This is a genomic window from Citrobacter portucalensis (assembly GCF_002042885.1).
In the GTDB taxonomy this organism is placed as follows: domain Bacteria; phylum Pseudomonadota; class Gammaproteobacteria; order Enterobacterales; family Enterobacteriaceae; genus Citrobacter; species Citrobacter portucalensis.
The window spans coordinates 107,190-131,989 of record NZ_MVFY01000007.1 but is presented as its reverse complement, the minus strand read 5'-3'; the positions used below and the strand labels follow the sequence as shown (position 1 = coordinate 131,989).

Sequence of the window (24,800 nt, the reverse complement as noted above, 5' to 3'; positions counted from 1 at the left end):
CGTTTTGGGTCAGGAGCATGGCATGTTGCGCATAATAGATACAGAAACCTGTGGTCTACAGGGAGGCATTGTTGAAATTGCTTCTGTCGACGTGGTTGACGGAAAAATAGTCAACCCCATGAGCCACCTGGTACGCCCCGACCGCCCCATCAGCCCACAGGCGATGGCTATCCATCGCATTACTGAAGCAATGGTGGCCGATAAGCCATGGATTGAAGACGTCATCCCGCAGTATTACGGCAGCGAATGGTACGTTGCGCACAATGCCAGCTTTGACCGCCGCGTATTGCCCGACATGCCCGGGGAATGGATTTGCACCATGAAGCTCTCCCGTCGGCTGTGGCCGGGGATCAAATACAGCAACATGGCGCTGTATAAATCGCGCAAGCTGAGCGTCCAGACGCCAGCGGGTCTCCACCATCACCGCGCCCTGTACGATTGCTACATCACTGCGGCACTGCTGATCGACATCATGCAGACGTCAGGCTGGACAGCCGATCAAATGGTCGATATTACCGGCCGTCCCGCGTTACTCACTACTTTCACTTTTGGTAAGTACCGCGGAAAACCGGTATCAGAAGTGGCTGAGCGCGATCCGGGCTATCTGCGCTGGTTATTTAATAACCTTGACAATATGAGCCCGGAACTGCGATTAACGCTAAAACACTATTTGGATCACGCCTGAGCAGGCAGTGTTCCCTGCGCCAGTCCAATCAAAAAAGCGTACTCAAGGGCCACGCCTTCGTAAGATTTAAAACGCCCGGATTTACCGCCGTGTCCGGAATCCATATCCGTGCAAAGTAGCAGCAAACGATCGTCCGTTTTCAGCTCACGCAGTTTTGCCACCCATTTTGCTGGTTCCCAGTATTGCACCTGGGAATCGTGTAATCCCGTCGTGACCAGCAGATGTGGGTATGCCTGCGCGGTTACATTGTCATACGGGCTGTAGCTTTTCATATAGGTGTAATACTCTTCGTCCTGCGGATTCCCCCACTCTTCAAACTCACCGGTCGTCAGGGGAATTGATTCATCGAGCATTGTGGTTACCACATCGACAAACGGCACCTGAGCAATAACACCATGGAAGCGTTCCGGGCGTTCATTAATGGCGACGCCCATTAACATGCCTCCGGCGCTTCCGCCCATGCCATAACATAACTCAGGCGCGCCATAGCCCATTTTTAGCAACGCATCACAGACGTCGAGGTAATCATTAAAAGTATTTTTCTTGTGCAGAAACTTACCGTCCTCGTACCACTGTTGTCCTAATTCACCACCACCACGCACATGGGCAATAGCATAAACAAAGCCGCGATCCAGTAAGCTCAAACGGCTGCTGCTGAAATCGGCGTCCATGCTGGCGCCATATGAGCCATAGCCATAAACCAGTAACGGATTTTTTCCTTTCAGGAAATACTTTTGATGATAAACCAGCGAAACCGGAATCTCGGTGCCATCACGCGCGGTTATCCATAGGTGTTCGCTACGGTAATTTGCCGCATCAAATCCGGGGACCTCCGTCTGCTTAAGCACACGACGTTCCCCGGTGTCCATATCCAGTTCAAACAACGTGTCCGGGGTGGTCATGGAGGAATAGCCATAGCGCAGACGCGATGTCTCCGGCTCTGGATTATAGGCAAGCCAGGTCACATAAGCCGGATCGTCAAAGGCGATCCCGACCACTTCGCGCGTTTTACGATTAATCTGTCGTAGGCTGGTTAAGCCCCGCTGACGCTCTTCTACCACCAGCCAGTCAGTGAATAGCGTAAAGCCCTCGAGCATCACGTTGTCGCGCGCAGGGATCAGCGTCTCCCAGGCTTGCTCATCACGAACGCGGGTACGATACAGGCCGAAATTTTTCCCCTGACGGTTGGAGCGCAGATAAAAATTGTGTTGATAGTGATCGAGACTGTATTCATGGTCTTTGCGTCGCGCTAAAAAGACCAACGGTTCGGCATCCGCCAGTTCTGCGTCAAGCAGTAAAACCTCACTGGTGGTCGCGCTGGCGATATGAATAACCACATAGTGTAGCGAGGTGGTTTTATGCAGGCTGACATAAAACATATCATCGGCTTCTTCATACACCAGCTCATCCAGTGACGATGGCGAGCCGACCGTATGTCGCCACACCTGATACGGCAATAACGTTGTTTCGTGCTTGCGCACGTAATAGAAAGTCTGAGAATCATTCGCCCAGACCAGATCCGCTTCGACGTTTTCCAGCACTTCCGGATACCAGTTGCCGCTTTGCAGGTTGCGAAAACGCACGCCATATTGCCGGCGAGAGAGATAATCTTCCGCCAGCGCCATGATGGTGTTATCCGGAGATATCGCCAGTCCTCCCAGCGTATAAAACTCGCTGTGTGCCGCGCGCTGGTTCCCATCCAACAGAGTATCCCAATCATCCCACTCTTCATTGAAAGCAGACTGACGCTGATAAATAGCATATTCGCACCCCGGTTCATAAATATGCCGGTAGCGATAACCATTCTTCACATAGGGGGCGGAAGCATCCTGAGGCGGGATACGGTCGATAATTTCTTTCAGGACGCGATCCTGCAAAGCCTGCTGCGAGGCCATAACCTGGCGGCCATACGCATTTTCTTGTTGCAGATAATCCAGCACTTCTGGCTGCGAGCGGGTGTCATCTCGCAGCCAGTAATAATTATCAACACGAGTATCGCCATGCTGCGTCATGGCGTGGGGAATACGAGAAGCTTTTGGTAGCATGTCATTGTTCTTTTGCTTAAACATCCTATAAGGGTGGCAAAAGACAGCAATGATGCAAGCGAAACATGCGCCTTAGCGGTAAGTAATTAACCCGGTAAAGCCTGTTTTTGTTCTTTGAGATCCTGTTCAATGCCTTCACGAACATCCTGTGGGATCTTCAACGCATCACCTAGCGCATTGAGATAGCTACGCTCCATAAAGTGGTCGATATCAATCGCCGCACAGCTCAGGAAGTAAATTTCTAGCGCTTCTTCTTCGTTGCGGATCCCTTGCGCCAGGCGCTGGGGATCTAACGGTTGTTCAATGGCTCGTTCAATCAGAACGCGGCCCTGCTCTTCCACGCCCGCTTCACGAAGCTGCTGCTCAATGGCCGCTCGTTCTTTAGCATCAATATGACCGTCGCTTTTCGCCGCAAAAACCAGCGCCAGGATCAGACGCTCGGTTCGCTCATCCAGCGGTGAGCTATGTACACCGAACTGCGGCTCATCCTGATGCGCAGCGCGAACTTTATCTTTGTATTTGTTCCATAACACGGTACCAGCAACCGCACCGCCGCCCACCAGAAGCGCGCTGGTGCCGTATTTACTCAGTAATTTACGTGAAGATTTGTTGGCAACCAGTAATCCTGCCAGACCGCCTAACGCGCCTGGAACCAGAAGTTTACTCAGCCCTTGCTCGCCAGAAGATGACGTGGAGGATCCTTTTTGCCCAAGAAGAGATTGTAGTTGATTCAGCCAATTAGCCATTTTGCCCCTCAAGTACAGACGAATAATCATCAAAGCGTACCCGAGGGGATGTCAGGAAGTGTTCAGGTCATCAAAAGATGTGCAAATACCTGAGTTACTGCGGCTGATATTCCGCCGTTCCGGCTTTGCAGTCGACTTTTACCTGATAGTGAATATCCGCGCTTTTACCGCGAACCGTCAGGGGAACTGACCATTTCCCGTCTTTGCCCGTAATATCGGGCGTGTTGACCCAGGCGACAGGGTCGGCTTGCCCGACGAGTTTTTGATCGTCAGCCCAGCGCGCGATGCGATTTTGCTGATAGTCACGTTTCACGCTTGCCGCAATACCGTCAGCATCCAGTCCTTCGCACTTGGGGAACTGAACATTCTTGCTTTCCATATTTGCCGCAAATACCGATACGCTGGCAGACAATAACAGCAGGCTCAATAACGCTCTTTTTTTATACATTCTTTTCTCCTTAATCTCCCCTTCATCCTTCAGGTTGCCTGCGGCAACGTGAAATTACGTCAGGGATTGCACAATGATTCAGGGAAAAGCATGGTACAAAACGTCAGGAGCGCAAGTCGTTTCAGGCAGCCTGAGTATCATCCTCAGTGTGTGCATCGTTTTCGACAGCCTGTGGCGAAGGCAGCTTGCCGTTTTTCAGAATGGCGCTCAGCACATCTTTTTGCTCAGCCAGCCACAGGGAAAGCGCTTCACGCTGCTCGTCTTCGAGCGCTACCGGCGATTGCTCCAGCCATGTGTCGAGCAGATCTGCTGTATCCAGCATTTTGTCATACGCATCGGCTTCCTTTTTGCTGGTAAACGACATTTTTTCCTCACCTTCCCGAATGACTACGTATTTAACTTCAACCGCCATTTTTGCAGCCTCTTAAATTACCTGTATTTATGTACAGCATATTCTTTTTAAGCCCTGAAATCAACCTGGTAATAAAGACAGACGCAAACGTTTTCGTATATACTGCGCCCAGATAAAACAGGGGATTAATTTATGACGTTATTAGGCACAGCGCTGCGTCCCGCAGCAACGCGAGTGATGTTATTAGGTTCAGGTGAACTGGGTAAAGAAGTGGCGATTGAATGCCAACGCCTGGGTGTGGAAGTCATTGCCGTGGATCGTTACCCCGACGCGCCAGCCATGCACGTTGCCCATCGCTCCTACGTAATTAACATGCTGGATGGCGAGGCATTACGCCAGCTTGTCGAACGTGAAAAACCACATTACATCGTGCCGGAAATAGAGGCGATTGCCACGGATATGCTGATCAAACTGGAACAGGAAGGTCAACACGTTGTGCCTTGCGCACGAGCGACCCAACTGACCATGAACCGGGAAGGAATCCGTCGCCTCGCCGCCGAAGAATTGTCTTTACCCACATCATCTTTCCGTTTTGCAGACACCGAAACACGATTTCGTGAGGCCGTTGCCGAAATCGGCTATCCCTGCATTGTGAAGCCGGTAATGAGTTCTTCCGGCAAGGGGCAGAGCTTTATCCGTTCAGCCGATCAGCTCACCGAGGCGTGGAACTATGCTCAACAGGGAGGCCGGGCAGGCGCCGGACGCGTTATCGTCGAAGGCGTAGTGAATTTTGATTTTGAAATCACCCTGCTAACCGTCAGCGCCGTTGATGGTGTGCATTTCTGCGCGCCGGTAGGTCATCGCCAGGAAGATGGCGATTATCGCGAGTCCTGGCAGCCGCAGCAGATGAGTGACCTGGCGCTGGCGCGCGCGCAGGAGATTGCCCGCAAGGTGGTACTGGCGCTGGGCGGTCACGGACTGTTTGGCGTGGAGCTGTTTGTCTGCGGTGATGAGGTGATTTTCAGCGAAGTCTCCCCTCGCCCTCACGACACGGGTATGGTGACCTTAATTTCGCAGGATCTGTCTGAGTTTGCCCTGCACGTACGTGCATTTCTCGGTCTGCCCGTTGGCGAAATCCGCCAGTATGGACCTTCTGCTTCCGCCGTTATTCTGCCGCAACTTACCAGCCAGAATATCACGTTTGATAACGTGCAAGCCGCTGTAGGTGCGGGTATGCAAGTGCGTTTCTTTGGCAAGCCGGAAATCGACGGGAGCCGTCGTCTGGGCGTTGTGCTGGCCACAGCACAGAGCATTGAAGATGCGGTGATACGCGCGAAAGACGCAGCCGCACAGGTGAAAGTCGCAGGATAAAAACCAGACCCGTAGGCCGGATAAAGCATTGATGCCGTATCCGACCTACGGTTTACGCATTAACGGCTTACTGCTTCGCGCCTTCTACTGCTTCACGAGCCAGCTTGGTAATACGATCGTAATCACCCGCTTCCAGCGCATCCGCCGGAACCAGCCAGGAACCACCGATGCACAGCACGCTTTTCAGTGCCAGGTAGTCACGGTAGTTCGCCGGAGAGATACCGCCGGTTGGGCAGAAACGCACCTGAGAGAACGGACCCGCAATTGCCTGCAGCGCTTTGGTACCGCCATTTGCTTCAGCAGGGAAGAATTTGAACTCTTTCAAACCGTAGTCCATACCCAGCATCAGTTCAGACACGGTGCTGATACCAGGGATCAGCGGAATAGTGCCTTCCGTTGCGGCTTTCAGCAGCGGCTCGGTCAGGCCCGGGCTGATAGCAAACTGCGCACCGGCTTCGGTTACTTCAGCCAGCTGTTGCGGATTCAGTACAGTACCTGCACCAACGATAGCGTCCGGAACTTCTTTTGCGATCGCGCGAATGGCATCCATCGCACATGCGGTACGTAAGGTCACTTCCAGAACGCGCACGCCGCCTGCAACCAGCGCTTTTGCCATCGGCACTGCGTGTTCCAGTTTATTAACCACGATAACCGGTACAACCGGGCCAGTGGTCAGGATTGCTTCTGCACTTGTCTTCCAGTTTTTCATCAGAGTTTTCTCTCGCCTGATTACAAAATAAGTCTTAAAAAGTGATACAGGTTGCGCCCTGTTCCGCACCGGACAGCTTTTCACGCAACGCGCTGAACATTTCACGGCCTGTGCCCACGCGCGATGCGCTGAGGTCAGGAATGTGAGGCTGACGAGAAGCAAGTTCCTCTTCATCAACCAGCAGCGTCAATTCACCTGTCTGTCCATTCACACGAATGATGTCGCCATCGCGTACTTTTGCCAGCAGCCCGCCATCGTAGGCTTCTGGGGTTACATGGATTGCTGAAGGCACTTTACCTGAAGCACCTGAAAGTCGTCCATCGGTAACTAACGCAATTTTGAAACAACGGTCCAATAATACACCAAGTGGCGGCATGAGTTTATGTAATTCTGGCATTCCGTTTGCTTTTGGTCCCTGATGGCGCACAACGACTACGCAATCACGGTCGAGCAGTCCCGCATCGAAGGCCGGCAATACATCATGCTGACTTTCAAAAACAACCGCGGGCGCTTCAATTACCTGATTTTCTAGCGGAACCGCCGACGTTTTCATCACAGCACGCCCGAGGTTACCGCTCAGCACTTTGGTACCGCCGTGATGGGAGAATGGCTTACCAATGGTAGCAATCACATTGCTGTCCAGAGACTTCGCTGCCCCTTCGCGCCAGTCCAGCTCACCATCGTTGAGCCAGGGTTCCATGGTGTAACGCGATAAACCAAACCCGGCAACGGTGTTCACATCTTCATGCAGCAGACCCGCGTTCAGCAGTTCGCGCATTAACACCGGCACGCCTCCCGCTGCCTGGAAGTGGTTAATATCTGCCGGACCATTCGGATACAGACGCGCCATCAACGGCACGATATCGGACAGATCGGAGAAGTCGTCCCAGTTAATCAGAATCCCGGCTGCGCGCGCCATCGCAACCAGGTGCATTGTATGGTTGGTTGACCCCCCGGTCGCCAGCAGCGCGACAATACCGTTCACCACTACTTTTTCATCGATCATTTTACCGATCGGCATCCATTCATTGCCGTTGCCGGTCAGACGCGTTACCTGACGAGCAGCCGCGGCGGTCAACGCCTCGCGCAGCGGGGCATCCGGGTGTACGAATGAGGACCCAGGCAGTTGCATCCCCATAAACTCCACCACCATCTGGTTGGTGTTTGCCGTGCCATAGAACGTACAGGTCCCCGGTGCGTGATAAGACGCCGCTTCGGATTCAAGCAGCGCCATGCGATCGACTTTGCCTTCAGCATACAGCTGACGGATGCGCACTTTTTCTTTGTTCGCCAACCCACTCGCCATCGGGCCGGAGGGAATAAAGATCGAAGGCAGATGACCAAATGACAGTGCCGCCATCACCAGACCCGGGACAATTTTGTCGCACACGCCAAGGAATAACGCGCCGTCGAACATATTGTGTGAGAGGCCGACAGCAGCCGACATCGCAATCACTTCGCGACTCAGCAACGAAAGCTCCATCCCATCCTGTCCCTGGGTCACACCGTCGCACATCGCAGGAACTCCGCCAGCGACCTGCCCTACCGCATTGGCTTCATGCAGCGCTTTACGAATGATGTCGGGATAATGTTCGTACGGCTGATGCGCGGAAAGCATGTCGTTATAGGAGGTAATGATCGCGATATTGTTACGCAGCATGCTTTTCAGCGAGGCCTTGTCATCCGGCTGGCAGGCAGCAAAACCATGCGCCAGGTTACCGCACGCCAGTTGTGAACGATGAACGGTAGTCGATTTCGCTTGTTCAATACGGGCAAGGTAGGCGGAACGCGTGTCGCGAGAACGTTCGACAATACGTTTTGTTACGCGTAACAAATTCGGATTCATAGAGGCTCCTAAAATTTATCTGTCAGAGCGTTGGATCAACAATGTGTTTCAGTTGGGTTAAAAGCAGCTGAATCTCTTGTTAGCCGTAGCTCAGGGGCAAAATCGTTTCAGGCAGTGTAATAAAAAAAGCCCCGCGGGTGAATCCACGCGGAGCTTAAAAGTGCAAAAATTATTCTACAATCTGTGTTAGATCATGTTACCGGTAAAATAACACCTATGGGCTAGATGATATTTTACTCGAATTCGTTCCAGGAACGGCCATCACGGGTAATCATGGCCACAGAGGCAACCGGTCCCCAGGTTCCGGCCTGATACGGCTTCGGTGCGTCGTTGTCCATTGCCCAGGCTTCGGTAATGGAGTCGACCCACTTCCAGGCTTCTTCAACTTCATCACGGCGCACAAACAACGCCTGAATGCCGCGCATCGTTTCAAGCAGCAGGCGCTCATAAGCGTCGGCCAGATGCGTTTGGTTGAAGGTTTCGGAGTAGCTCAGATCAAGTTTGGTAATTTGCAGGTTATGCTTGTGATCCAGCCCCGGCACTTTGTTCAGTACCTGGATATCGACACCTTCATCAGGCTGCAAACGGATAGTCAGCTTGTTCTGCGGCAGGTCCTGCCAGGATTCTCTGAACAGGTTCAGCTCAGGCGTTTTGAAGTAAACCACCACTTCAGAGCACTTGGTCGGTAAACGTTTACCGGTACGCAGATAGAACGGTACGCCCGCCCAGCGCCAGTTATCGATATCCACACGGATCGCCACAAACGTTTCCGTGTTGCTGCTCTTGTTCGCGCCTTCTTCTTCCAGGTATCCCGGAACTTTTTTGCCCTGGGCAAAACCGGCGGTGTACTGACCACGAACTGTCTTTTCACGTACGTTCGAACGATCGATGCGACGCAGTGATTTCAGTACTTTCACTTTTTCATCACGGATGCTGTCGGCGCTCAGATCGGACGGCGGAGACATCGCGATCATGCACAGGATCTGCAGCAGGTGGTTCTGGATCATGTCGCGCATTTGACCGGCCTGGTCAAAGTAGCCCCAGCGCCCTTCAATGCCCACTTCTTCCGCCACGGTAATTTCTACGTGGTCGATAGTGCGGTTATCCCAGTTATTCACAAACAGGGAGTTGGCAAAACGCAGTGCCAACAGGTTCAGTACCGTCTCTTTGCCGAGATAGTGGTCGATGCGGTAAACCTGGCACTCTTCGAAATACTCGCCAACCTGATCGTTGATTTCACGGGATGTTGCCAGTGATGTACCCAGCGGTTTTTCCATCACCACGCGGGCAGGCTTAGCATTCAGCTTTGCTTCACCCAGACCTTTGCAGATCGCGCCAAAGGTGCTCGGCGGCATTGCGAAATAGTTGATGGTGGTACGCGATTTTTGATCCAGCATTTTGCCCAGACGCTTAAACGCGGCGGTGTCGTTGACGTCCAGGTTACAAAACTCAAGACGACCGCTGAGGGTTTCCCACAAACTTTCATCAATTTTTTCTTTCATGAAGGTTTCGAGCGCTTCGCGCACAACCTTGGTATAGGCTGCTTTGTCCCAGTCGGCACGCCCAACCCCAATGATGCGGGTATCCGGGTTAATCTGGCCGGCCTTTTCCAGTTGATACAGGGAAGGCAGCAATTTCCGTCGCGCCAGGTCGCCCTTCGCGCCGAAAATGACCAGATCACATGCCTGGGCTGTTTGCGTTACCGCCATGTCATTCTCCTCAATTAAGTGCCTGGTGCTTTTGCCAGACACTGGTTGTAATTTTATTACAGTGCACTGTACTGCTTTTACGTGAATCCGGAAACCGTAAACGCTTATCCAGCCGTGCTGTTACCGCGAACAGCCGCTTTATTGGCGTATAACCCATCAAAATGGATAAAAAAGTCGTCTTTTTCGTACCCATGAAGAAGTATGAAAATCCGACTCCGATCATGTAATGAAAAAAAACAACAACTATTTTGTCCATTTTGCCCCGTTGCTGCACTAGCAGGGGTACTATCTACCAGAGTTACCACTCGATTTCCCCTTATCGTTGAAATCGTTTTTGCCCATGACCCATGAGCCTACCTACATCATGAATATGCTGGAAAAAATCCAGTTAAAACTGGAACATTTGAGCAAGTCAGAGCGTAAAGTCGCCGACATTATTCTTGCCTCTCCCGAGCAGGCAATTCACTCAAGCATCGCTGCGCTTGCTGTAGAAGCCAACGTCAGCGAACCGACGGTGAACCGTTTCTGTCGTAGCATGGATACGCGTGGCTTCCCTGATTTTAAACTGCATCTGGCACAAAGTCTGGCAAATGGTACCCCTTATGTTAATCGCAATGTGGATGAGGATGACAGCGTAGAATCTTATACGGGGAAAATCTTCGAATCGGCGATGGCAAGCCTTGACCACGTTCGTCAGTCGCTGGATAACGCGGCGGTAAACCGGGCGGTAGATTTGTTAACCCAGGCAAAGAAAATCGCCTTCTTTGGTTTAGGTTCTTCCGCCGCGGTAGCGCACGACGCGATGAACAAATTTTTCCGCTTTAACGTACCGGTAATCTATTCCGACGACATTGTCCTGCAACGTATGAGTTGTATGAATTGTAGCGACGACGACGTCATTGTGCTTATTTCTCATACTGGAAGAACCAAAAGTCTGGTTGAACTGGCGCAGTTAGCAAGGGAAAACGACGCTATGGTTATCGCCCTCACCTCTCCCGGCACGCCACTGGCGCGTGAAGCCACGCTGGCTATTACCCTCGATGTACCGGAAGATACTGACATTTATATGCCCATGGTCTCTCGACTTGCTCAACTGACCGTGATAGATGTGCTGGCTACAGGATTTACTTTGCGCCGAGGGGCAAAATTTAGAGATAACTTGAAGCGTGTCAAGGAAGCGCTCAAGGAATCGCGTTTTGATAAAGAATTACTCATCAAGAGTGATGACCGCTAAAAGCAATAACAATGTTCTACCCTTTTATCATCCGGGTCGTTCATTTTACCGTTAATATTTGAGAACGGCCGGATTAATGTTCACGCAACACCTAGTTGTTTCAGTCAACGGAGTATTACATGTCCAGAAGGCTTCGCAGAACCAAAATCGTTACCACGTTAGGCCCGGCAACTGACCGCGATAACAACCTTGAGAAGATTATCGCCGCGGGTGCGAACGTCGTACGTATGAACTTTTCCCACGGCTCTCCAGAAGATCACAAACTGCGGGCGGATAAGGTCCGTGAAATTGCCGCAAAACTGGGACGTCATGTAGCTATTTTGGGTGACCTGCAGGGACCTAAAATCCGCGTATCTACCTTTAAAGAAGGTAAAGTTTTTCTTAATGTTGGCGACAAGTTCCTGTTAGACGCCAACCTCGGTAAAGGCGAAGGCGACAAAGAAAAAGTCGGCATTGATTATAAGGGACTGCCTGCAGACGTCGTGCCTGGCGATATCCTGCTGCTCGACGACGGTCGCGTACAGCTTAAAGTGCTGGAAGTTCAGGGCATGAAAGTCTTCACCGAAGTTACTGTCGGTGGCCCGCTGTCCAATAACAAGGGCATCAACAAACTGGGCGGCGGTCTCTCTGCTGAAGCCCTCACCGAAAAAGACAAAGCCGACATTATTACCGCAGCGCAAATCAGCGTTGACTATTTGGCTGTCTCCTTCCCGCGCTGCGGCGAAGATCTAAACTATGCCCGCCGTCTGGCGCGCGACGCCGGTTGCGATGCGAAAATTGTCGCCAAGGTAGAACGTGCAGAAGCCGTCTGCGACCAGAATGCGATGGATGACATCATCCTGGCTTCTGACGTAGTGATGGTAGCCCGTGGCGACCTGGGCGTTGAAATCGGTGACCCTGAGCTGGTAGGTATTCAGAAAGCGTTGATTCGCCGTGCGCGTCAGCTGAACCGTGCGGTCATCACCGCCACACAGATGATGGAGTCGATGATCACCAACCCAATGCCGACTCGTGCGGAAGTGATGGACGTGGCTAACGCCGTCCTCGACGGCACCGATGCCGTAATGCTCTCTGCCGAAACAGCAGCAGGTCAGTACCCGGCGGAAACCGTCGCGGCAATGGCGCGCGTTTGCCTGGGTGCAGAGAAGATCCCAAGCATCAACGTCTCTAAACACCGCCTTGACGTGCAGTTTGATAACGTTGAAGAAGCAATTGCGATGTCAGCGATGTACGCTGCTAACCACCTGAAAGGGGTCACCGCTATCATCGCTATGACGGAGTCCGGTCGTACTGCGCTGATGACTTCTCGTATCAGTTCCGGTCTGCCAATTTTCGCGATGTCTCGTCATGAACGTACGCTGAATCTGACCTCTCTGTATCGCGGTGTCACCCCGGTTCACTTTGACAGCGAAACAGATGGCGTCGTTGCCGCCAATGAAGCAGTGAACCTGCTGCGTGATAAAGGCTATCTGGTTTCCGGCGATCTGGTGATTGTGACACAGGGCGATGTGATGAGCACTATTGGCTCAACTAACACCACGCGTATCCTGACCGTCGAGTAACCCCAGCGTTTGATGTAAAAAAGCCTCTCGTTTGAGAGGCTTTTTTTATTTCTTCGGATAGAGATCTTTGCGCTTATAGGGCTCAATCTCGCCGGGTTTACGCGTCTTAAGCAGTTTCAGTATCCAGGTGTATTGTTCGACATGAGGCGTGACAAAAATTTCCACCTCTTCGTTCATTCGTCTGGCAATGGTGTGGTCATCCGCTGTCAGGATGTCATCCATCGGAGGACGGACCTTAATCGTCAGGCGGTGAGTTTTACCGTCATACACCGGAAACAGCGGCACTACACGCGCGTGGCAGACCTTCATCAAGCGACCAATTGCCGGTAACGTTGCTTTATAGGTAGCAAAAAAATCGACAAACTCGCTGTGCTCAGGCCCATGGTCCTGATCCGGCAGGTAGTATCCCCAATATCCCTGACGTACAGACTGAATAAACGGTTTGATACCATCATTACGCGCATGTAATCGACCTCCGAAACGACGGCGTACCGTGTTCCAGACGTAATCAAATACCGGGTTTCCCTGATTGTGAAACATTGCTGCCATTTTCTGTCCCTGGGAAGCCATCAGCATCGCCGGGATATCTACGCCCCAGCCATGAGGAACGAGAAAAATCACTTTTTCATCGTTGCGGCGCATCTCTTCGATGATTTCAAGGCCCTGCCAGTCAACCCGATTCTGAATTTTCTCCGGCCCGCGCAGGGCGAGTTCCGCCATCATGACCATCGCCTGAGGGGCGGTCGCGAACATCTCATCGACAATGGCTTCGCGCTCAGCTTCGCTGCGTTCAGGAAAACAAAGGGATAAATTGATCAGCGCTCTGCGACGTGAGCTTTTTCCCAAGCGTCCAACCATCCGTCCGAGCTTTGCCAGAATAGGATCGCGAAATGACGCTGGCGTTAACGCAATCCCAGCTATCGCCGCTACACCCAGCCAGGCGCCCCAGTAGCGCGGGTGGCGAAATGATTTATCAAACTCAGGGATATACTCAATATTCTTTTTTTTCGTTTCCATGCTCTTCCAGTGTCTGGTGCCGCGAAAAGTAAATCTGCTGATAGTGTAGCGGCGCACCGTGCGCCGTACAAAATAAAAAAGCCGGCACGCATCGCGTACCGGCTTTATCAGTGTGCTAATTAATCAAAACGTAGCTGAGGCATAACTTCTTTCACCTGCGCCAGATAATCGGTGCGATCCGAGCCGGTCAGACCTTCTGTACGCGGCAGTTTCGCCGTCAGAGGGTTCACGGCCTGCTGGTTGATCCACACTTCGTAGTGCAGATGCGGACCTGTTGAACGCCCGGTGTTACCTGACAGCGCGATACGATCGCCACGTTTCACTTTTTGACCTGGTTTCACCAATAGCTTACGCAGGTGCATATAACGGGTGGTGTAGGTGCGACCATGACGAACCGCAACATAGTATCCGGCAGCGCCGCTACGCTTCGCTACAACCACTTCACCATCGCCAACCGACAGTACCGGCGTCCCCTGCGGCATCGCAAAGTCGACACCTTTGTGCGGTGCTACGCGTCCAGTCACCGGATTCAGGCGACGCGGGTTAAAGTTCGAGGAGATGCGGAACTGTTTCGCCGTCGGGAAACGCATGAAGCCTTTCGCCAGCCCGGTACCGTTACGGTCATAGAACTTACCATCTTCAGCACGGATGGCGTAATAGTCTTTGCCTTCAGAACGTAAACGCACGCCCAGCAGCTGGCTTTGCTCGCGCTTACCGTCCAGCATTTCGCGAGACATCAGCACTGAGAACTCATCGCCTTTTTTCAGTTTGCGGAAATCCATCTGCCACTGCATGGCCTTAATCACCGCGCTGATTTCAGAGCTGGTCAGTCCGGCCTCTTTGGCACTGGCGACGAAGCTTCCGCCCACCGTGCCTTTGATACGGCTGTTAACCCAATCGCCCTGCTGCATTTCGCTGCTCATTTTGAAACCTGTCGCAGTACGATCGTAAGTGCGGGTTTCACGGCGGGACACTTCCCAGGTCAGGCGCTGCAGGTCACCTTCCGCGCTTAAGGTCCAGGATAACTGCTGACCAATTTTCAGATTGCGCAGTTCTTTATCGGAAGCAGCGAGCTGACTGATGTCACCCATATCGATGCCGTACTGATTAAGAATACTGCTCAGCGTATCGCCTGTAGAGACGACATACTCATGCACGCCGGCTTCACCAGACGTTTTGTCATCCAGTTCATCCTGCGGAATGGCTTCGTCTTCCTGCGCGGCCTGATCGATAGGTTCACTGGCCTCAGGCAACAGTGAACGAATCTCGCTTTTTTCCAGCTCGATAGTTTTAACGATGGGTGCAGAATCGGGATGGTAAACATAAGGCCGCCAGACGGCGACGGCCAATGTCAGTACGGTAAGCGACCCCAGCATAACGCGATGGGGTCGCGGCAGATTATTAAATGCCAGAGCGACAGAGCGGGCTATCTGTTGCACGTATTCACTTCCTCATTAATCTCCTTTCAGGCAGCTCGCATACTGGTTGGCTAATTGGTTCAAAAACGCTGAATAGCTTGTTTTACCCAGTTTGATATTCGTTCCGAGCGGATCCAACGTTCCCATTCGAACGGATGTCCCTCTCGCGACGGCTTCAACGACCGCTGGCCTGAACTGTGGCTCAGCAAAAACGCAGGTTGCTTTTTGCTCAACCAACTGTGTTCTTATTTCATGTAAACGCTGCGCACCAGGTTGAATCTCAGGGTTCACGGTAAAGTGACCAAGCGGTGTTAGTCCGTAGTGATTTTCGTAGTAGCCATAGGCGTCATGAAAAACGAAATAACCTTTTCCCTTGAGCGGTGCGAGCTCGTTACCTACCTGCTTATCGGTTGCGGCTAATTGTGCCTCAAAATCCTTCAGGTTGGCGTCAAGTTTGGCTCGACTTTGCGGCATAAGTTCCACTAATTTTTCATGGATTGCAACCGCTGAGGCCCGCGCTATCTCTGGGGAAAGCCAAAGATGCATGTTGTAATCGCCATGATGGTGATGCTCGTCACTTTTTTCACTGCCAGCATCATTGTGTCCATGATCGTCATCGTCGTCATCAGCACCTTTCATGAGTAACGGTTTCACGTCATTGAGCTGCGCAATCGTTACCTGTTTCGCGTTAGGAATATTCTTGACTGACTTTTCCATAAACGCTTCCATCTCAGGTCCAATCCAAACAACTAAGTCCGCGCCCTGTAAGCGTTTTACGTCTGATGGACGCAGTGAATAGTCATGTTCGGAAGCCCCGTCAGGCAGGAGAACCTCAGTGTCTGTTACCCCGTCTGCAATGGCTGAAGCAATAAACCCCAGCGGCTTGAGCGAGGCCACCACAGCGGCATTTGCTGCCTGTGTTGCACTACCCCAAAGAGCAGCGGATAATGCTGCGAAAAGAAGCGTATTTTTATGTAACATAATGCGACCAATCATCGTAATGAATGTAAGAAATGTGATATTATAACATTCTATAACTTCTGCAAGACTAAAATTGATATGACGACTTTGGTTTCACTGGAAAATGTCTCGGTCTCTTATGGTCAACGCCGCGTCCTGTCTGACGTATCGCTTGAACTTCGACCCGGTAAAATTTTAACGCTTCTCGGCCCAAATGGTGCCGGGAAGTCTACGCTGGTGCGCGTTGTATTAGGGCTGGTAGCGGCTGATGAGGGAGTAATCAAGCGTAATGGTCAATTGCGGATTGGCTATGTACCGCAAAAACTGTACCTCGATACTACGCTGCCACTGACGGTAAGTCGGTTTATGCGCTTACGTCCCGGCACAAAAAAAGAGGATATCCTTCCGGCACTGAAGCGCGTTCAGGCCGGGCATCTGATGGATGCGCCGATGCAAAAGCTCTCTGGCGGGGAAACGCAACGCGTCCTGTTGGCCCGTGCTTTATTGAATAAACCTCAGCTACTGGTGCTCGATGAACCAACCCAGGGCGTGGATGTCAATGGGCAGGTCGCACTGTACGACCTTATAGACCAGTTGCGACGTGAACTGGATTGCGCCGTACTGATGGTTTCCCATGACCTGCATCTGGTGATGGCCAAAACCGATGAGGTACTGTGCCTGAACCATCATATTTGCTGTTCCGGTGCGCCGGAAGTGGTTTCTATGCACCCGGAATTCATCTCAATGTTCGGGCAACGCGGCGCCGAACAACTCGGAATTTACCGTCATAATCACAATCACCGCCACGATTTACAGGGTCGTATCGTCTTACGCCGGGGAAATGGTCACTCATGATTGAATTGTTATTACCCGGTTGGTTAGCCGGGATCATGCTGGCCTGTGCCGCTGGCCCACTCGGCTCGTTTGTAGTCTGGCGTCGAATGTCTTATTTCGGTGATACGCTGGCCCACGCTTCGCTGCTGGGAGTCGCCTTTGGCCTGCTGCTGGATGTAAACCCTTTCTATGCGGTTATCGCCGTCACCCTGTTGCTGGCTGGCGGTCTGGTATGGCTGGAGAAGCGCCCTCACCTTGCGATCGATACCTTGCTGGGTATTATGGCGCACAGCGCGTTGTCATTGGGGCTGGTTGTTGTCAGCCTGATGTCCAACATCCGTGTGGATCTGATGGCTTACCTGTTTGGTGATTTGCTCGCCGTGACGCCAGAAGATCTTATCTCCATCGCCATCGGCGTGGTTATTGTTCTGGCGATTCTGTTCTGGCAGTGGCGTAACCTGCTGTCGATGACCATCAGTCCGGATCTGGCATTTGTCGATGGCGTGAAGCTGCAACGCGTGAAGCTGCTGCTGATGCTGGTTACGGCGTTAACGATTGGCGTGGCGATGAAGTTTGTCGGGGCGCTGATTATCACCTCACTGCTTATCATCCCTGCGGCGACCGCCCGTCGCTTTGCCCGTACGCCGGAGCAGATGGCTGGGGTTGCCGTTGGAGTGGGAATGATAGCGGTTACAGGCGGGCTGACCTTCTCGGCCTTCTATGACACCCCGGCAGGTCCTTCCGTGGTGCTGTGCGCCGCGCTGCTGTTTATTTTCAGCATGATGAAAAAGCAAGCGAGCTAAGCATGCGTTGCCCGGTGGCGCTGCGCTTACCGGGCCTACAAAATCGCCCAGGCCTGATGAGCGTCGCGACATCAGGCATTAAGGCATCTGTGGCGGTGTAATGCCAAAATGGTTCCAGGCGCGCACGGTTGCCATACGTCCACGCGGCGTACGTTGTAGAAAACCTTGCTGAATCAGATACGGCTCCAGCACGTCCTCAATGGTTTCACGCTCTTCCCCAATCGCCGCTGCCAGGTTATCCAGTCCTACCGGTCCGCCAAAGAATTTATCGATAACCGCCAGCAGCAGCTTACGGTCCATATAATCGAATCCTTCCGCATCCACATTGAGCATATCCAGCGCCTGGGCGGCAATATCAGCCGAAATCGTGCCGTCATGCTTCACTTCAGCGAAATCGCGTACCCGGCGTAATAAACGGTTGGCGATACGCGGCGTACCGCGGGCGCGGCGTGCCACTTCCAGCGCGCCTTCATCGCTCATTTCCAGGCCCATAAAACGCGCACTGCGCCCAACAATGTGCTGCAGGTCTGCCACCTGATAGAACTCCAGGCGCTGCACAATACCAAAACGGTCACGCAGCGGAGACGTTAACGACCCGGCGCGCGTCGTCGCCCCGATTAGCGTGAACGGCGGCAGATCGATCTTAATCGAACGGGCAGCCGGCCCTTCACCAATCATGATATCCAGCTGATAATCTTCCATCGCCGGATACAGCACCTCTTCCACCACCGGTGACAGACGATGAATTTCATCGATAAACAGCACATCGTGAGGTTCAAGGTTGGTAAGCATCGCCGCCAGGTCACCCGCTTTTTCCAGTACCGGACCGGACGTGGTACGCAGATTAACGCCCATTTCATTGGCGACAATATTGGCAAGCGTAGTTTTACCAAGACCAGGAGGACCGAAAATCAGCAGGTGATCGAGAGCATCACCGCGCAGCTTCGCCGCCTGGATAAAAATCTCCATTTGCGAACGAACCTGAGGCTGGCCAATATACTCTTCCAGCAATTTTGGGCGAATCGCACGATCCACCAGATCTTCAGGGGTAGTGCTGACAGCCGAAATCAGGCGATCTGCTTCAATCATCCGTTACCTCACAATGCCGCGCGAAGCGCTTCACGAATCAGGGTTTCACTGCTGGCATCAGGGCGGGCAATTTTGCTCACCATGCGGCTGGCTTCCTGTGGTTTATAGCCCAACGCCACCAGCGCAGCAACCGCTTCCTGCTCGGCGTCGTCCGTTGTCGGGCTTGCCGGAGACGTCAGGACCAGATCCGCTGCAGGTGTAAAGAGATCACCATGCAAACCTTTAAAGCGGTCTTTCATTTCTACAATCAGGCGTTCTGCGGTTTTCTTACCAATACCCGGTAATTTCACCAGCGCGCCCAGCTCTTCGCGCTCAACGGCATTAACGAACTGCTGAGCAGACATACCGGAGAGGATCGCCAGCGCCAGCTTCGGCCCCACGCCATTGGTTTTGATTAACTCTTTAAACAGCGTGCGCTCTTGCTTGTTGTTAAAGCCATACAATAGCTGAGCATCTTCTCGCACCACAAAATGGGTGAACATAATCGCTTCTTGCCCGGCTTCCGGCAACTCGTAGAAACAGGTCATCGGCATATGCACTTCATAGCCTACCCCGCCCGTTTCCAGAAGGACCAGCGGGGGTTGTTTTTCAAGAATGATGCCTCTGAGTCTGCCTATCACGTGACGCTCCTGCGTTAAGGGCTAAAAGGTAATGCGCTATCATAAAAAAAGGCTGGATAGATATCCAGCCTCATTTGTCACTAACGTAACCGACCTCGCGCCAAATTCAGCCTCGACTCGCTCATTTGCATGGCGTTCTGACTGACATGGCAGTGGGTAATGGCAATCGCCAGCGCATCCGCGGCATCCGCTTGCGGATTCGCCGGAAGTTTTAGCAGCGTGCGTACCATATGCTGGACCTGGCTTTTTTCCGCGCTACCGATCCCCACCACGGTCTGTTTTACCTGGCGGGCCGCGTATTCAAAGACCGGTAGATCCTGATTGGTCGCCGCAACGATTGCCACGCCGCGAGCCTGTCCCAGCTTTAGCGCCGAGTCGGCGTTCTTCGCCATAAAAACCTGCTCAATGGCAAAATAGTCCGGCTGAAACTGGGTGATGATTTCCGTCACGCCCGCGTAAATCAACTTCAGACGTGACGGGAGATCGTCGACTTTGGTGCGAATGCAGCCGCTGCCGAGGTAGGTCAGTTGCCTGCCGACCTGACGAATAACGCCATAACCGGTGATGCGAGACCCCGGGTCAATGCCGAGAATAATAGACATCACGCATCTCCTGTTATTTTATGGCTTAACCACATCATTCTAAGGTGGCAGCAACCTCATCGGAGATTTCACCGTTGTGGTAAACTTCCTGCACGTCGTCGCAGTCTTCCAGCATATCGATCAGACGCATCAGCTTCGGCGCTGTTTCTGCATCCATATCCGCTTTGGTGGATGGGATCATAGACACTTCAGCTGCGTCCGCTTTCAGACCAGCCGCTTCCAGCGCGTCACGCACTTTGCCCATCTCTTCCCACGCGGTGTAAACGTCAATTGCGCCGTCGTCGAAGGTCACAACGTCTTCAGCACCTGCTTCCAGCGCCGCTTCCATGATGGCGTCTTCGTCGCCCTGTTCAAAGGAGATCACGCCTTTTTTGCTGAACAGGTAAGCCACGGAACCGTCGGTACCGAGGTTACCACCCGTTTTCGTGAACGCGTGACGCACTTCCGCAACGGTACGGTTACGGTTGTCAGACAGACATTCAATCATAACGGCTGTACCGCCAGGACCGTAACCTTCATAGATGATGGTTTCCATGTTGGAATCTTCATCACCACCCACACCGCGCGCGATTGCACGGTTCAGGGTGTCACGGGTCATGTTGTTAGCCAGCGCTTTATCAACCGCTGCACGCAGACGCGGGTTAGCATCCGGATCGCCGCCGCCCAGTTTAGCCGCCGTCACCAGCTCACGTATTATTTTGGTGAAAATTTTACCGCGTTTAGCATCCTGCGCTGCTTTACGGTGTCTGGTGTTGGCCCATTTACTATGACCTGCCATAAATAATATCTCCAAAAAGCGCGCCTTTTCAGGCGACGTTAATTACAAACTCTTCAATCGCCTGCCGGTTACTCCACGACTTGGTTAATTGGGCAGCTTCAACCGCATTAACCCAACGATAGGTCAGATGTTCGGTGAACACGATCTCTCGTTCTGAGGGAAGTGCCAGGCAAAACCAGGATTCAGTATTACGTTCAATTCCCGGTGCATAGCGATGACGTAAATGGCTAAAAATCTCAAACTCCACCGTGCGCTGACAGTCAATTAAGGTCAGTTGCTCAGATGCAACATCAATGGCGACCTCTTCCTTTACTTCGCGCATAGCGGCTTGCGACGCGGTTTCACCTTCTTCAAGGCTGCCGGTGACCGACTGCCAGAAATCAGGATCGTCGCGTCGCTGTAACATCAGCACTCTCCCGGTGTCCTTTGCATAAATCACGACTAACACCGAGACAGGCTGTTTATATGTCATATCAGTTATTCTCGGCCTTCTTAACAACCTGAATGCTCAGTTCCGCCAGCGCAGCTGCGTTGGCAAAGCTTGGCGCTTCAGTCATCAGACACGCTGCAGCCGTGGTTTTCGGGAAAGCAATAACGTCACGAATGTTGTCAGTACCGGTCAACAGCATAGTCAGACGGTCCAGACCAAACGCCAGGCCCGCATGCGGCGGTGTACCATATTTTAGCGCATCCAGCAGGAAGCCGAATTTCTCACGCTGTTCTTGCTCATTAATGCCCAGAATACCGAATACGGTTTGCTGCATGTCGCCGTTGTGAATACGCACGGAACCGCCGCCTACTTCGTAGCCGTTGATGACCATATCGTACGCGTTGGCAACCGCGTCTTCCGGCGCAGCTTTCAGCTCAGCGGCCGTCATATCTTTCGGCGCGGTGAACGGGTGGTGCATTGCGGTCAGCCCGCCTTCACCATCGTCTTCAAACATTGGGAAGTCGATAACCCACAGCGGCGCCCATTTGGCTTCGTCGGTAATGCTCAGATCTTTACCCAGTTTCAGACGCAGCGCGCCCATCGCGTCGGCAACCACTTTCTTGTTGTCGGCACCGAAGAAAATCATGTCGCCGTCTTGTGCACCGGTACGTGCCAGAATCGCTTCCACAATTTCTGCGTTCAGGAACTTAGCAACTGGGCTGGTAATACCTTCCAGACCTTTCGCACGTTCGGTAACTTTGATGTAAGCCAGGCCTTTCGCGCCGTAAATCTTGATAAAGTTACCGTAATCGTCGATCTGCTTACGGCTCAGTGCAGCACCGCCCGGTACACGCAGAGCAGCTACGCGGCCTTTCGCATCGTTTGCCGGACCAGAGAACACTGCGAACTCAACGTCTTTCACCAGATCGGCGACGTCAACCAGCTCCATCGGGTTACGCAGGTCTGGTTTATCGGAACCGTAACGACGCTCAGCTTCGGCAAAGGTCATGATCGGGAAATCACCCAGATCCACACCTTTCACTTCCAGCCACAGATTACGCACCAGCGCTTCCATCACTTCACGCACCTGCGGTGCGGTCATGAAGGAAGTCTCAACGTCGATCTGGGTAAATTCAGGCTGACGGTCAGCACGTAAGTCTTCATCACGGAAGCATTTAACGATCTGATAGTAGCGGTCAAAGCCAGACATCATCAGCAGCTGTTTAAACAACTGAGGTGATTGCGGCAGCGCGTAGAATTTACCTTTATGTACGCGAGAAGGTACCAGGTAATCGCGCGCGCCTTCCGGCGTCGCTTTGGTCAGCATCGGTGTTTCGATGTCGAGGAAGCCGTGGTCGTCCATAAAACGACGCACCAGACTGGTGATTTTGGCACGCGTTTTCAGGCGCTGCGCCATTTCAGGGCGACGCAGATCTAAATAGCGATACTTCAGTCGCGCTTCTTCGGTGTTGACGTGGTTAGAGTCCAACGGCAGCGAGTCTGAACGGTTGATGATGGTCAGATCGGAGGCCAGCACTTCAATTTCGCCCGTCGCCATATCGGCGTTGACGTTTTTCGCGTCACGCGCACGCACGGTGCCCGTAACCTGGATGCAGAACTCATTACGCAGTTCGGAGGCCAGCTTTAACGCGTCCGCACGGTCCGGATCGAAAAATACCTGCACGATACCTTCGCGGTCGCGCATATCGATAAAGATCAGGCTACCAAGATCACGACGACGGTTGACCCAACCACACAGAGTCACCTGCTGCCCCTCGTGGGACAGACGTAGCTGTCCGCAATATTCTGTACGCATGAGATATCCCTTAACTTTGCCGCAGGCGGATTGTCACCTGTCTCGCAGATGACGAAGTCGCAGCTTTAGCTGAATGTCACAACTGAATGAAAAAAGGCGGCTATTATACTGGAAATTCTGCCGCACGATAAGAGCCTACTGGGATAGACTCTCAGTCCGGTACTGACTGTACGCCTGTTTCCTGGACGGGCATTGCGTAATCTCACAAAAAATAACAAAAATTGTCGCCCCTTTCACACTGATTCGCGATTAAGGTGTAACGGAATTCTTTTATTACTGGAGTGACCATGCTGGAATTGAACGCTAAAACAACCGCCCTTGTCGTAATTGATTTACAGGAAGGGATCCTGCCTTTCGCTGGCGGCCCTCATACGGCACATGATGTGGTTACCCGCGCCGCGCAGTTGGCGGAAAAATTCCGTGCCCACGGTTCCCCGGTGGTAATGGTGCGCGTCGGCTGGTCTGACGATTACGCCGAAGCGCTGAAACAACCCGTAGATGCTCAGTCTCCGGCAAAAGCGTTACCTGAAAACTGGTGGCATTACCCGGCTGCTTTGGGGAAATGCGCCAGCGATATCGAAGTGACTAAACGCCAGTGGGGAGCCTTCTATGGCACCGATCTGGAATTGCAGCTGCGTCGCCGGGGTGTTGATACCATCGTCCTGTGCGGCATCTCGACGAACATTGGCGTTGAGTCGACGGCGCGAAATGCGTGGGAGCTGGGTTTCAGTCTTATCATTGCAGAGGATGCCTGTAGCGCCGCCAGTGCTGAGCAACACCAGGCCAGCATGACCCACATTTTCCCGCGCATTGCGCGCGTTCGCAGCGTGGAGAAGATTCTGCAAGCGCTATGATTTATATCGGTTTACCCCAGTGGTCGCATCCTAAATGGGTGCGTCTGGGGATCACCAGCCTTGAAGAGTATGCCCGCCACTTTAACTGCGTGGAGGGCAATACCACGCTGTATGCGCTGCCTAAATCCGATATTGTTGCCCGCTGGCAGGCACAGACCACCGATGCGTTTCGATTTTGTTTTAAATTTCCGGCGACCATTTCGCATCAGGCTGCGCTGCGTAATTGTGATGACCTGGTACAGGAATTTTTTACGCGCATGTCGCCGCTGGAATCGCGCATTGGACAATACTGGCTGCAATTACCTGCGACTTTTAGCCCACGCGATCTGCCTGCCCTATGGCAGTTTCTCGATGTGCTCCCGAATTCCTTTACCTACGGTGTGGAAGTTCGCCATCCAGACTTCTTTGCCAAAGGCGAAGCCGAGCAGCTATTTAATCGCGGTTTACACGAGCGTGGAGTAAACCGGGTGATTCTGGACAGCCGCCCGGTGCATGCCGCAATCCCGCATACTGAAGCAATACGTGACGCCCAGCGCAAGAAACCGAAGGTTCCGGTGCATGCGGTGGTGACGGCAAACCATCCGATGGTACGCTTTATCGGTAGCGATAATATGGCACAAAACAGCGAGCTTTTTGCCGTCTGGCTGACCAAGCTATCGCTATGGCAACGCACCACGACGCCGTATCTGTTTTTGCATACGCCGGACATCGCGCAGGCCCCGGAGCTTGTTGATACGCTATGGGCAGATTTACGCAGCGCCCTGCCAGAGATCGGATCAGCACCCTCTATTCCACAGCAATCTTCTCTTTTCTGAAAATGCCACCTATCATAGTCAGTGCCATCAACCCAACAGTACTCTAAATAATTCGAG

General features: G+C 52.7%; 24 protein-coding genes. 8 read left to right on the top strand and 16 right to left on the bottom strand.

The features are described from left to right. The first annotated feature begins 22 nt into the window (after nucleotides 1-22). Nucleotides 23-685 carry an exodeoxyribonuclease X gene (gene exoX / locus BZK40_RS12560; protein ID WP_003833802.1) on the top strand — a complete coding sequence of 221 codons (663 nt, stop codon included), beginning with the start codon at nucleotides 23-25 and terminating at the stop codon, nucleotides 683-685. On the opposite strand, the gene ptrB is transcribed toward exoX, so the two are convergent. The 4 genes from ptrB to yebG all read right to left on the bottom strand — a co-directional run bounded on the left by ptrB (nucleotide 676) and on the right by yebG (nucleotide 4,336). Then, nucleotides 676-2,730 carry an oligopeptidase B gene (ptrB, locus tag BZK40_RS12555; protein ID WP_172111165.1) on the bottom strand — a complete coding sequence of 685 codons (2,055 nt, stop codon included), beginning with the start codon at nucleotides 2,728-2,730 and terminating at the stop codon, nucleotides 676-678. The genes exoX and ptrB overlap by 10 nt on opposite strands. 86 nt (nucleotides 2,731-2,816) lie before the next feature. Continuing rightward, nucleotides 2,817-3,476 carry a tellurite resistance TerB family protein gene (locus BZK40_RS12550; protein ID WP_048216179.1) on the bottom strand — a complete coding sequence of 220 codons (660 nt, stop codon included), beginning with the start codon at nucleotides 3,474-3,476 and terminating at the stop codon, nucleotides 2,817-2,819. Nucleotides 3,477-3,570: 94 nt separating this feature from the next. After that, nucleotides 3,571-3,924, bottom strand: coding sequence for a protein YebF (gene yebF, locus BZK40_RS12545; RefSeq protein ID WP_020996626.1), 354 nt, complete (start codon nucleotides 3,922-3,924; stop codon nucleotides 3,571-3,573). 121 nt (nucleotides 3,925-4,045) lie between these two features. Next, nucleotides 4,046-4,336: a DNA damage-inducible protein YebG gene (gene yebG, locus BZK40_RS12540; RefSeq protein ID WP_032943780.1), complete on the bottom strand. Its 291-nt coding sequence runs from the start codon at nucleotides 4,334-4,336 to the stop codon at nucleotides 4,046-4,048. A gap of 132 nt (nucleotides 4,337-4,468) precedes the next feature. On the opposite strand from yebG, the gene purT reads away from it, so the two are divergent. Beyond that, nucleotides 4,469-5,647 carry a formate-dependent phosphoribosylglycinamide formyltransferase gene (purT, locus tag BZK40_RS12535; RefSeq protein WP_079934737.1) on the top strand — a complete coding sequence of 393 codons (1,179 nt, stop codon included), beginning with the start codon at nucleotides 4,469-4,471 and terminating at the stop codon, nucleotides 5,645-5,647. A 67-nt stretch (nucleotides 5,648-5,714) separates the two neighbouring features. On the opposite strand, the gene kdgA is transcribed toward purT, so the two are convergent. From kdgA to zwf, 3 genes are all read right to left on the bottom strand, one after another. Beyond that, nucleotides 5,715-6,356, bottom strand: a complete 642-nt coding sequence (kdgA, locus tag BZK40_RS12530; protein ID WP_003034901.1) for a bifunctional 4-hydroxy-2-oxoglutarate aldolase/2-dehydro-3-deoxy-phosphogluconate aldolase — start codon at nucleotides 6,354-6,356, stop codon at nucleotides 5,715-5,717. 34 nt (nucleotides 6,357-6,390) lie between these two features. Continuing rightward, entirely contained in the window at nucleotides 6,391-8,202 is a 1,812-nt protein-coding gene (edd, locus tag BZK40_RS12525) for a phosphogluconate dehydratase (protein ID WP_079934736.1), read from the bottom strand. A 233-nt stretch (nucleotides 8,203-8,435) separates the two neighbouring features. After that, nucleotides 8,436-9,911, bottom strand: a complete 1,476-nt coding sequence (gene zwf / locus BZK40_RS12520) for a glucose-6-phosphate dehydrogenase (protein ID WP_003833817.1) — start codon at nucleotides 9,909-9,911, stop codon at nucleotides 8,436-8,438. A gap of 364 nt (nucleotides 9,912-10,275) precedes the next feature. Between zwf and BZK40_RS12510 the strand changes: the two genes are divergently transcribed. Both BZK40_RS12510 and pyk read left to right on the top strand, forming a co-directional pair. Continuing rightward, nucleotides 10,276-11,145 (top strand): MurR/RpiR family transcriptional regulator, encoded by an 870-nt coding sequence (locus BZK40_RS12510; RefSeq protein ID WP_008785051.1) that lies wholly within the window; start codon nucleotides 10,276-10,278, stop codon nucleotides 11,143-11,145. Nucleotides 11,146-11,264: 119 nt separating this feature from the next. Continuing rightward, on the top strand, nucleotides 11,265-12,707 hold the full coding sequence (gene pyk, locus BZK40_RS12505; RefSeq protein ID WP_003034890.1) for a pyruvate kinase: 1,443 nt from the start codon (nucleotides 11,265-11,267) through the stop codon (nucleotides 12,705-12,707). Nucleotides 12,708-12,752: 45 nt separating this feature from the next. On the opposite strand, the gene lpxM is transcribed toward pyk, so the two are convergent. From lpxM to znuA, 3 genes are all read right to left on the bottom strand, one after another. After that, nucleotides 12,753-13,724 (bottom strand): lauroyl-Kdo(2)-lipid IV(A) myristoyltransferase, encoded by a 972-nt coding sequence (gene lpxM / locus BZK40_RS12500; RefSeq protein ID WP_071446178.1) that lies wholly within the window; start codon nucleotides 13,722-13,724, stop codon nucleotides 12,753-12,755. A gap of 119 nt (nucleotides 13,725-13,843) precedes the next feature. Beyond that, on the bottom strand, nucleotides 13,844-15,163 hold the full coding sequence (gene mepM / locus BZK40_RS12495; RefSeq protein ID WP_003833825.1) for a murein DD-endopeptidase MepM: 1,320 nt from the start codon (nucleotides 15,161-15,163) through the stop codon (nucleotides 13,844-13,846). Between the two features lie 15 nt (nucleotides 15,164-15,178). Next, nucleotides 15,179-16,123: a zinc ABC transporter substrate-binding protein ZnuA gene (gene znuA / locus BZK40_RS12490; RefSeq protein WP_079934783.1), complete on the bottom strand. Its 945-nt coding sequence runs from the start codon at nucleotides 16,121-16,123 to the stop codon at nucleotides 15,179-15,181. Nucleotides 16,124-16,201: 78 nt separating this feature from the next. Here znuA and znuC point away from each other — a divergent pair, with 78 nt between their 5' ends. Both znuC and znuB read left to right on the top strand, forming a co-directional pair. Further along, a complete protein-coding gene (gene znuC / locus BZK40_RS12485) occupies nucleotides 16,202-16,957 on the top strand; it encodes a zinc ABC transporter ATP-binding protein ZnuC (protein WP_003833829.1) in 756 nt (251 codons plus the stop codon). Further along, nucleotides 16,954-17,739 carry a zinc ABC transporter permease subunit ZnuB gene (znuB, locus tag BZK40_RS12480; RefSeq protein ID WP_003034874.1) on the top strand — a complete coding sequence of 262 codons (786 nt, stop codon included), beginning with the start codon at nucleotides 16,954-16,956 and terminating at the stop codon, nucleotides 17,737-17,739. The genes znuC and znuB overlap by 4 nt, the downstream gene beginning before the upstream one ends. Nucleotides 17,740-17,817: 78 nt before the next feature. Here znuB and ruvB read toward each other — a convergent pair whose 3' ends face one another. From ruvB to aspS, 6 genes are all read right to left on the bottom strand, one after another. After that, the gene (gene ruvB / locus BZK40_RS12475) at nucleotides 17,818-18,828 is read right to left on the bottom strand and encodes a Holliday junction branch migration DNA helicase RuvB (protein ID WP_003034872.1); all 1,011 of its coding nucleotides are present in this window, start codon (nucleotides 18,826-18,828) and stop codon (nucleotides 17,818-17,820) included. 8 nt (nucleotides 18,829-18,836) lie between these two features. After that, nucleotides 18,837-19,448, bottom strand: coding sequence for a Holliday junction branch migration protein RuvA (gene ruvA, locus BZK40_RS12470; protein WP_079934735.1), 612 nt, complete (start codon nucleotides 19,446-19,448; stop codon nucleotides 18,837-18,839). 80 nt (nucleotides 19,449-19,528) lie between these two features. Beyond that, on the bottom strand, nucleotides 19,529-20,050 hold the full coding sequence (gene ruvC / locus BZK40_RS12465) for a crossover junction endodeoxyribonuclease RuvC (protein ID WP_003034867.1): 522 nt from the start codon (nucleotides 20,048-20,050) through the stop codon (nucleotides 19,529-19,531). A 34-nt stretch (nucleotides 20,051-20,084) separates the two neighbouring features. Further along, nucleotides 20,085-20,828 carry a YebC/PmpR family DNA-binding transcriptional regulator gene (locus tag BZK40_RS12460; RefSeq protein WP_003833836.1) on the bottom strand — a complete coding sequence of 248 codons (744 nt, stop codon included), beginning with the start codon at nucleotides 20,826-20,828 and terminating at the stop codon, nucleotides 20,085-20,087. A 28-nt stretch (nucleotides 20,829-20,856) separates the two neighbouring features. Further along, entirely contained in the window at nucleotides 20,857-21,300 is a 444-nt protein-coding gene (gene nudB, locus BZK40_RS12455; RefSeq protein WP_003034863.1) for a dihydroneopterin triphosphate diphosphatase, read from the bottom strand. Between the two features lies 1 nt (nucleotide 21,301). After that, nucleotides 21,302-23,074, bottom strand: a complete 1,773-nt coding sequence (gene aspS, locus BZK40_RS12450; RefSeq protein ID WP_048224199.1) for an aspartate--tRNA ligase — start codon at nucleotides 23,072-23,074, stop codon at nucleotides 21,302-21,304. Nucleotides 23,075-23,361: 287 nt separating this feature from the next. Here aspS and BZK40_RS12445 point away from each other — a divergent pair, with 287 nt between their 5' ends. Together BZK40_RS12445 and BZK40_RS12440 are read left to right on the top strand one after the other, a co-directional pair. Next, on the top strand, nucleotides 23,362-23,928 hold the full coding sequence (locus BZK40_RS12445; RefSeq protein ID WP_079934734.1) for a hydrolase: 567 nt from the start codon (nucleotides 23,362-23,364) through the stop codon (nucleotides 23,926-23,928). Beyond that, a complete protein-coding gene (locus BZK40_RS12440; protein ID WP_079934733.1) occupies nucleotides 23,925-24,743 on the top strand; it encodes a DUF72 domain-containing protein in 819 nt (272 codons plus the stop codon). The genes BZK40_RS12445 and BZK40_RS12440 overlap by 4 nt, the downstream gene beginning before the upstream one ends. Nucleotides 24,744-24,800 lie beyond the last annotated feature (57 nt).

Bases quoted from the DNA above. Each gene is read 5' to 3' on its own strand.
- exoX (WP_003833802.1), top strand. From the start codon at position 23: ATGTTGCGCATAATAGATACAGAAACCTGTGGTCTACAGGGAGGCATT.
- ptrB (WP_172111165.1), bottom strand. From the start codon at position 2,730: ATGCTACCAAAAGCTTCTCGTATTCCCCACGCCATGACGCAGCATGGC.
- BZK40_RS12550 (WP_048216179.1), bottom strand. From the start codon at position 3,476: ATGGCTAATTGGCTGAATCAACTACAATCTCTTCTTGGGCAAAAAGGA.
- yebF (WP_020996626.1), bottom strand. From the start codon at position 3,924: ATGTATAAAAAAAGAGCGTTATTGAGCCTGCTGTTATTGTCTGCCAGC.
- yebG (WP_032943780.1), bottom strand. From the start codon at position 4,336: ATGGCGGTTGAAGTTAAATACGTAGTCATTCGGGAAGGTGAGGAAAAA.
- purT (WP_079934737.1), top strand. From the start codon at position 4,469: ATGACGTTATTAGGCACAGCGCTGCGTCCCGCAGCAACGCGAGTGATG.
- kdgA (WP_003034901.1), bottom strand. From the start codon at position 6,356: ATGAAAAACTGGAAGACAAGTGCAGAAGCAATCCTGACCACTGGCCCG.
- edd (WP_079934736.1), bottom strand. From the start codon at position 8,202: ATGAATCCGAATTTGTTACGCGTAACAAAACGTATTGTCGAACGTTCT.
- zwf (WP_003833817.1), bottom strand. From the start codon at position 9,911: ATGGCGGTAACGCAAACAGCCCAGGCATGTGATCTGGTCATTTTCGGC.
- BZK40_RS12510 (WP_008785051.1), top strand. From the start codon at position 10,276: ATGAATATGCTGGAAAAAATCCAGTTAAAACTGGAACATTTGAGCAAG.
- pyk (WP_003034890.1), top strand. From the start codon at position 11,265: ATGTCCAGAAGGCTTCGCAGAACCAAAATCGTTACCACGTTAGGCCCG.
- lpxM (WP_071446178.1), bottom strand. From the start codon at position 13,724: ATGGAAACGAAAAAAAAGAATATTGAGTATATCCCTGAGTTTGATAAA.
- znuA (WP_079934783.1), bottom strand. From the start codon at position 16,123: ATGTTACATAAAAATACGCTTCTTTTCGCAGCATTATCCGCTGCTCTT.
- znuC (WP_003833829.1), top strand. From the start codon at position 16,202: ATGACGACTTTGGTTTCACTGGAAAATGTCTCGGTCTCTTATGGTCAA.
- znuB (WP_003034874.1), top strand. From the start codon at position 16,954: ATGATTGAATTGTTATTACCCGGTTGGTTAGCCGGGATCATGCTGGCC.
- ruvB (WP_003034872.1), bottom strand. From the start codon at position 18,828: ATGATTGAAGCAGATCGCCTGATTTCGGCTGTCAGCACTACCCCTGAA.
- ruvC (WP_003034867.1), bottom strand. From the start codon at position 20,050: ATGTCTATTATTCTCGGCATTGACCCGGGGTCTCGCATCACCGGTTAT.
- BZK40_RS12460 (WP_003833836.1), bottom strand. From the start codon at position 20,828: ATGGCAGGTCATAGTAAATGGGCCAACACCAGACACCGTAAAGCAGCG.
- nudB (WP_003034863.1), bottom strand. From the start codon at position 21,300: ATGACATATAAACAGCCTGTCTCGGTGTTAGTCGTGATTTATGCAAAG.
- aspS (WP_048224199.1), bottom strand. From the start codon at position 23,074: ATGCGTACAGAATATTGCGGACAGCTACGTCTGTCCCACGAGGGGCAG.
- BZK40_RS12445 (WP_079934734.1), top strand. From the start codon at position 23,362: ATGCTGGAATTGAACGCTAAAACAACCGCCCTTGTCGTAATTGATTTA.
- BZK40_RS12440 (WP_079934733.1), top strand. From the start codon at position 23,925: ATGATTTATATCGGTTTACCCCAGTGGTCGCATCCTAAATGGGTGCGT.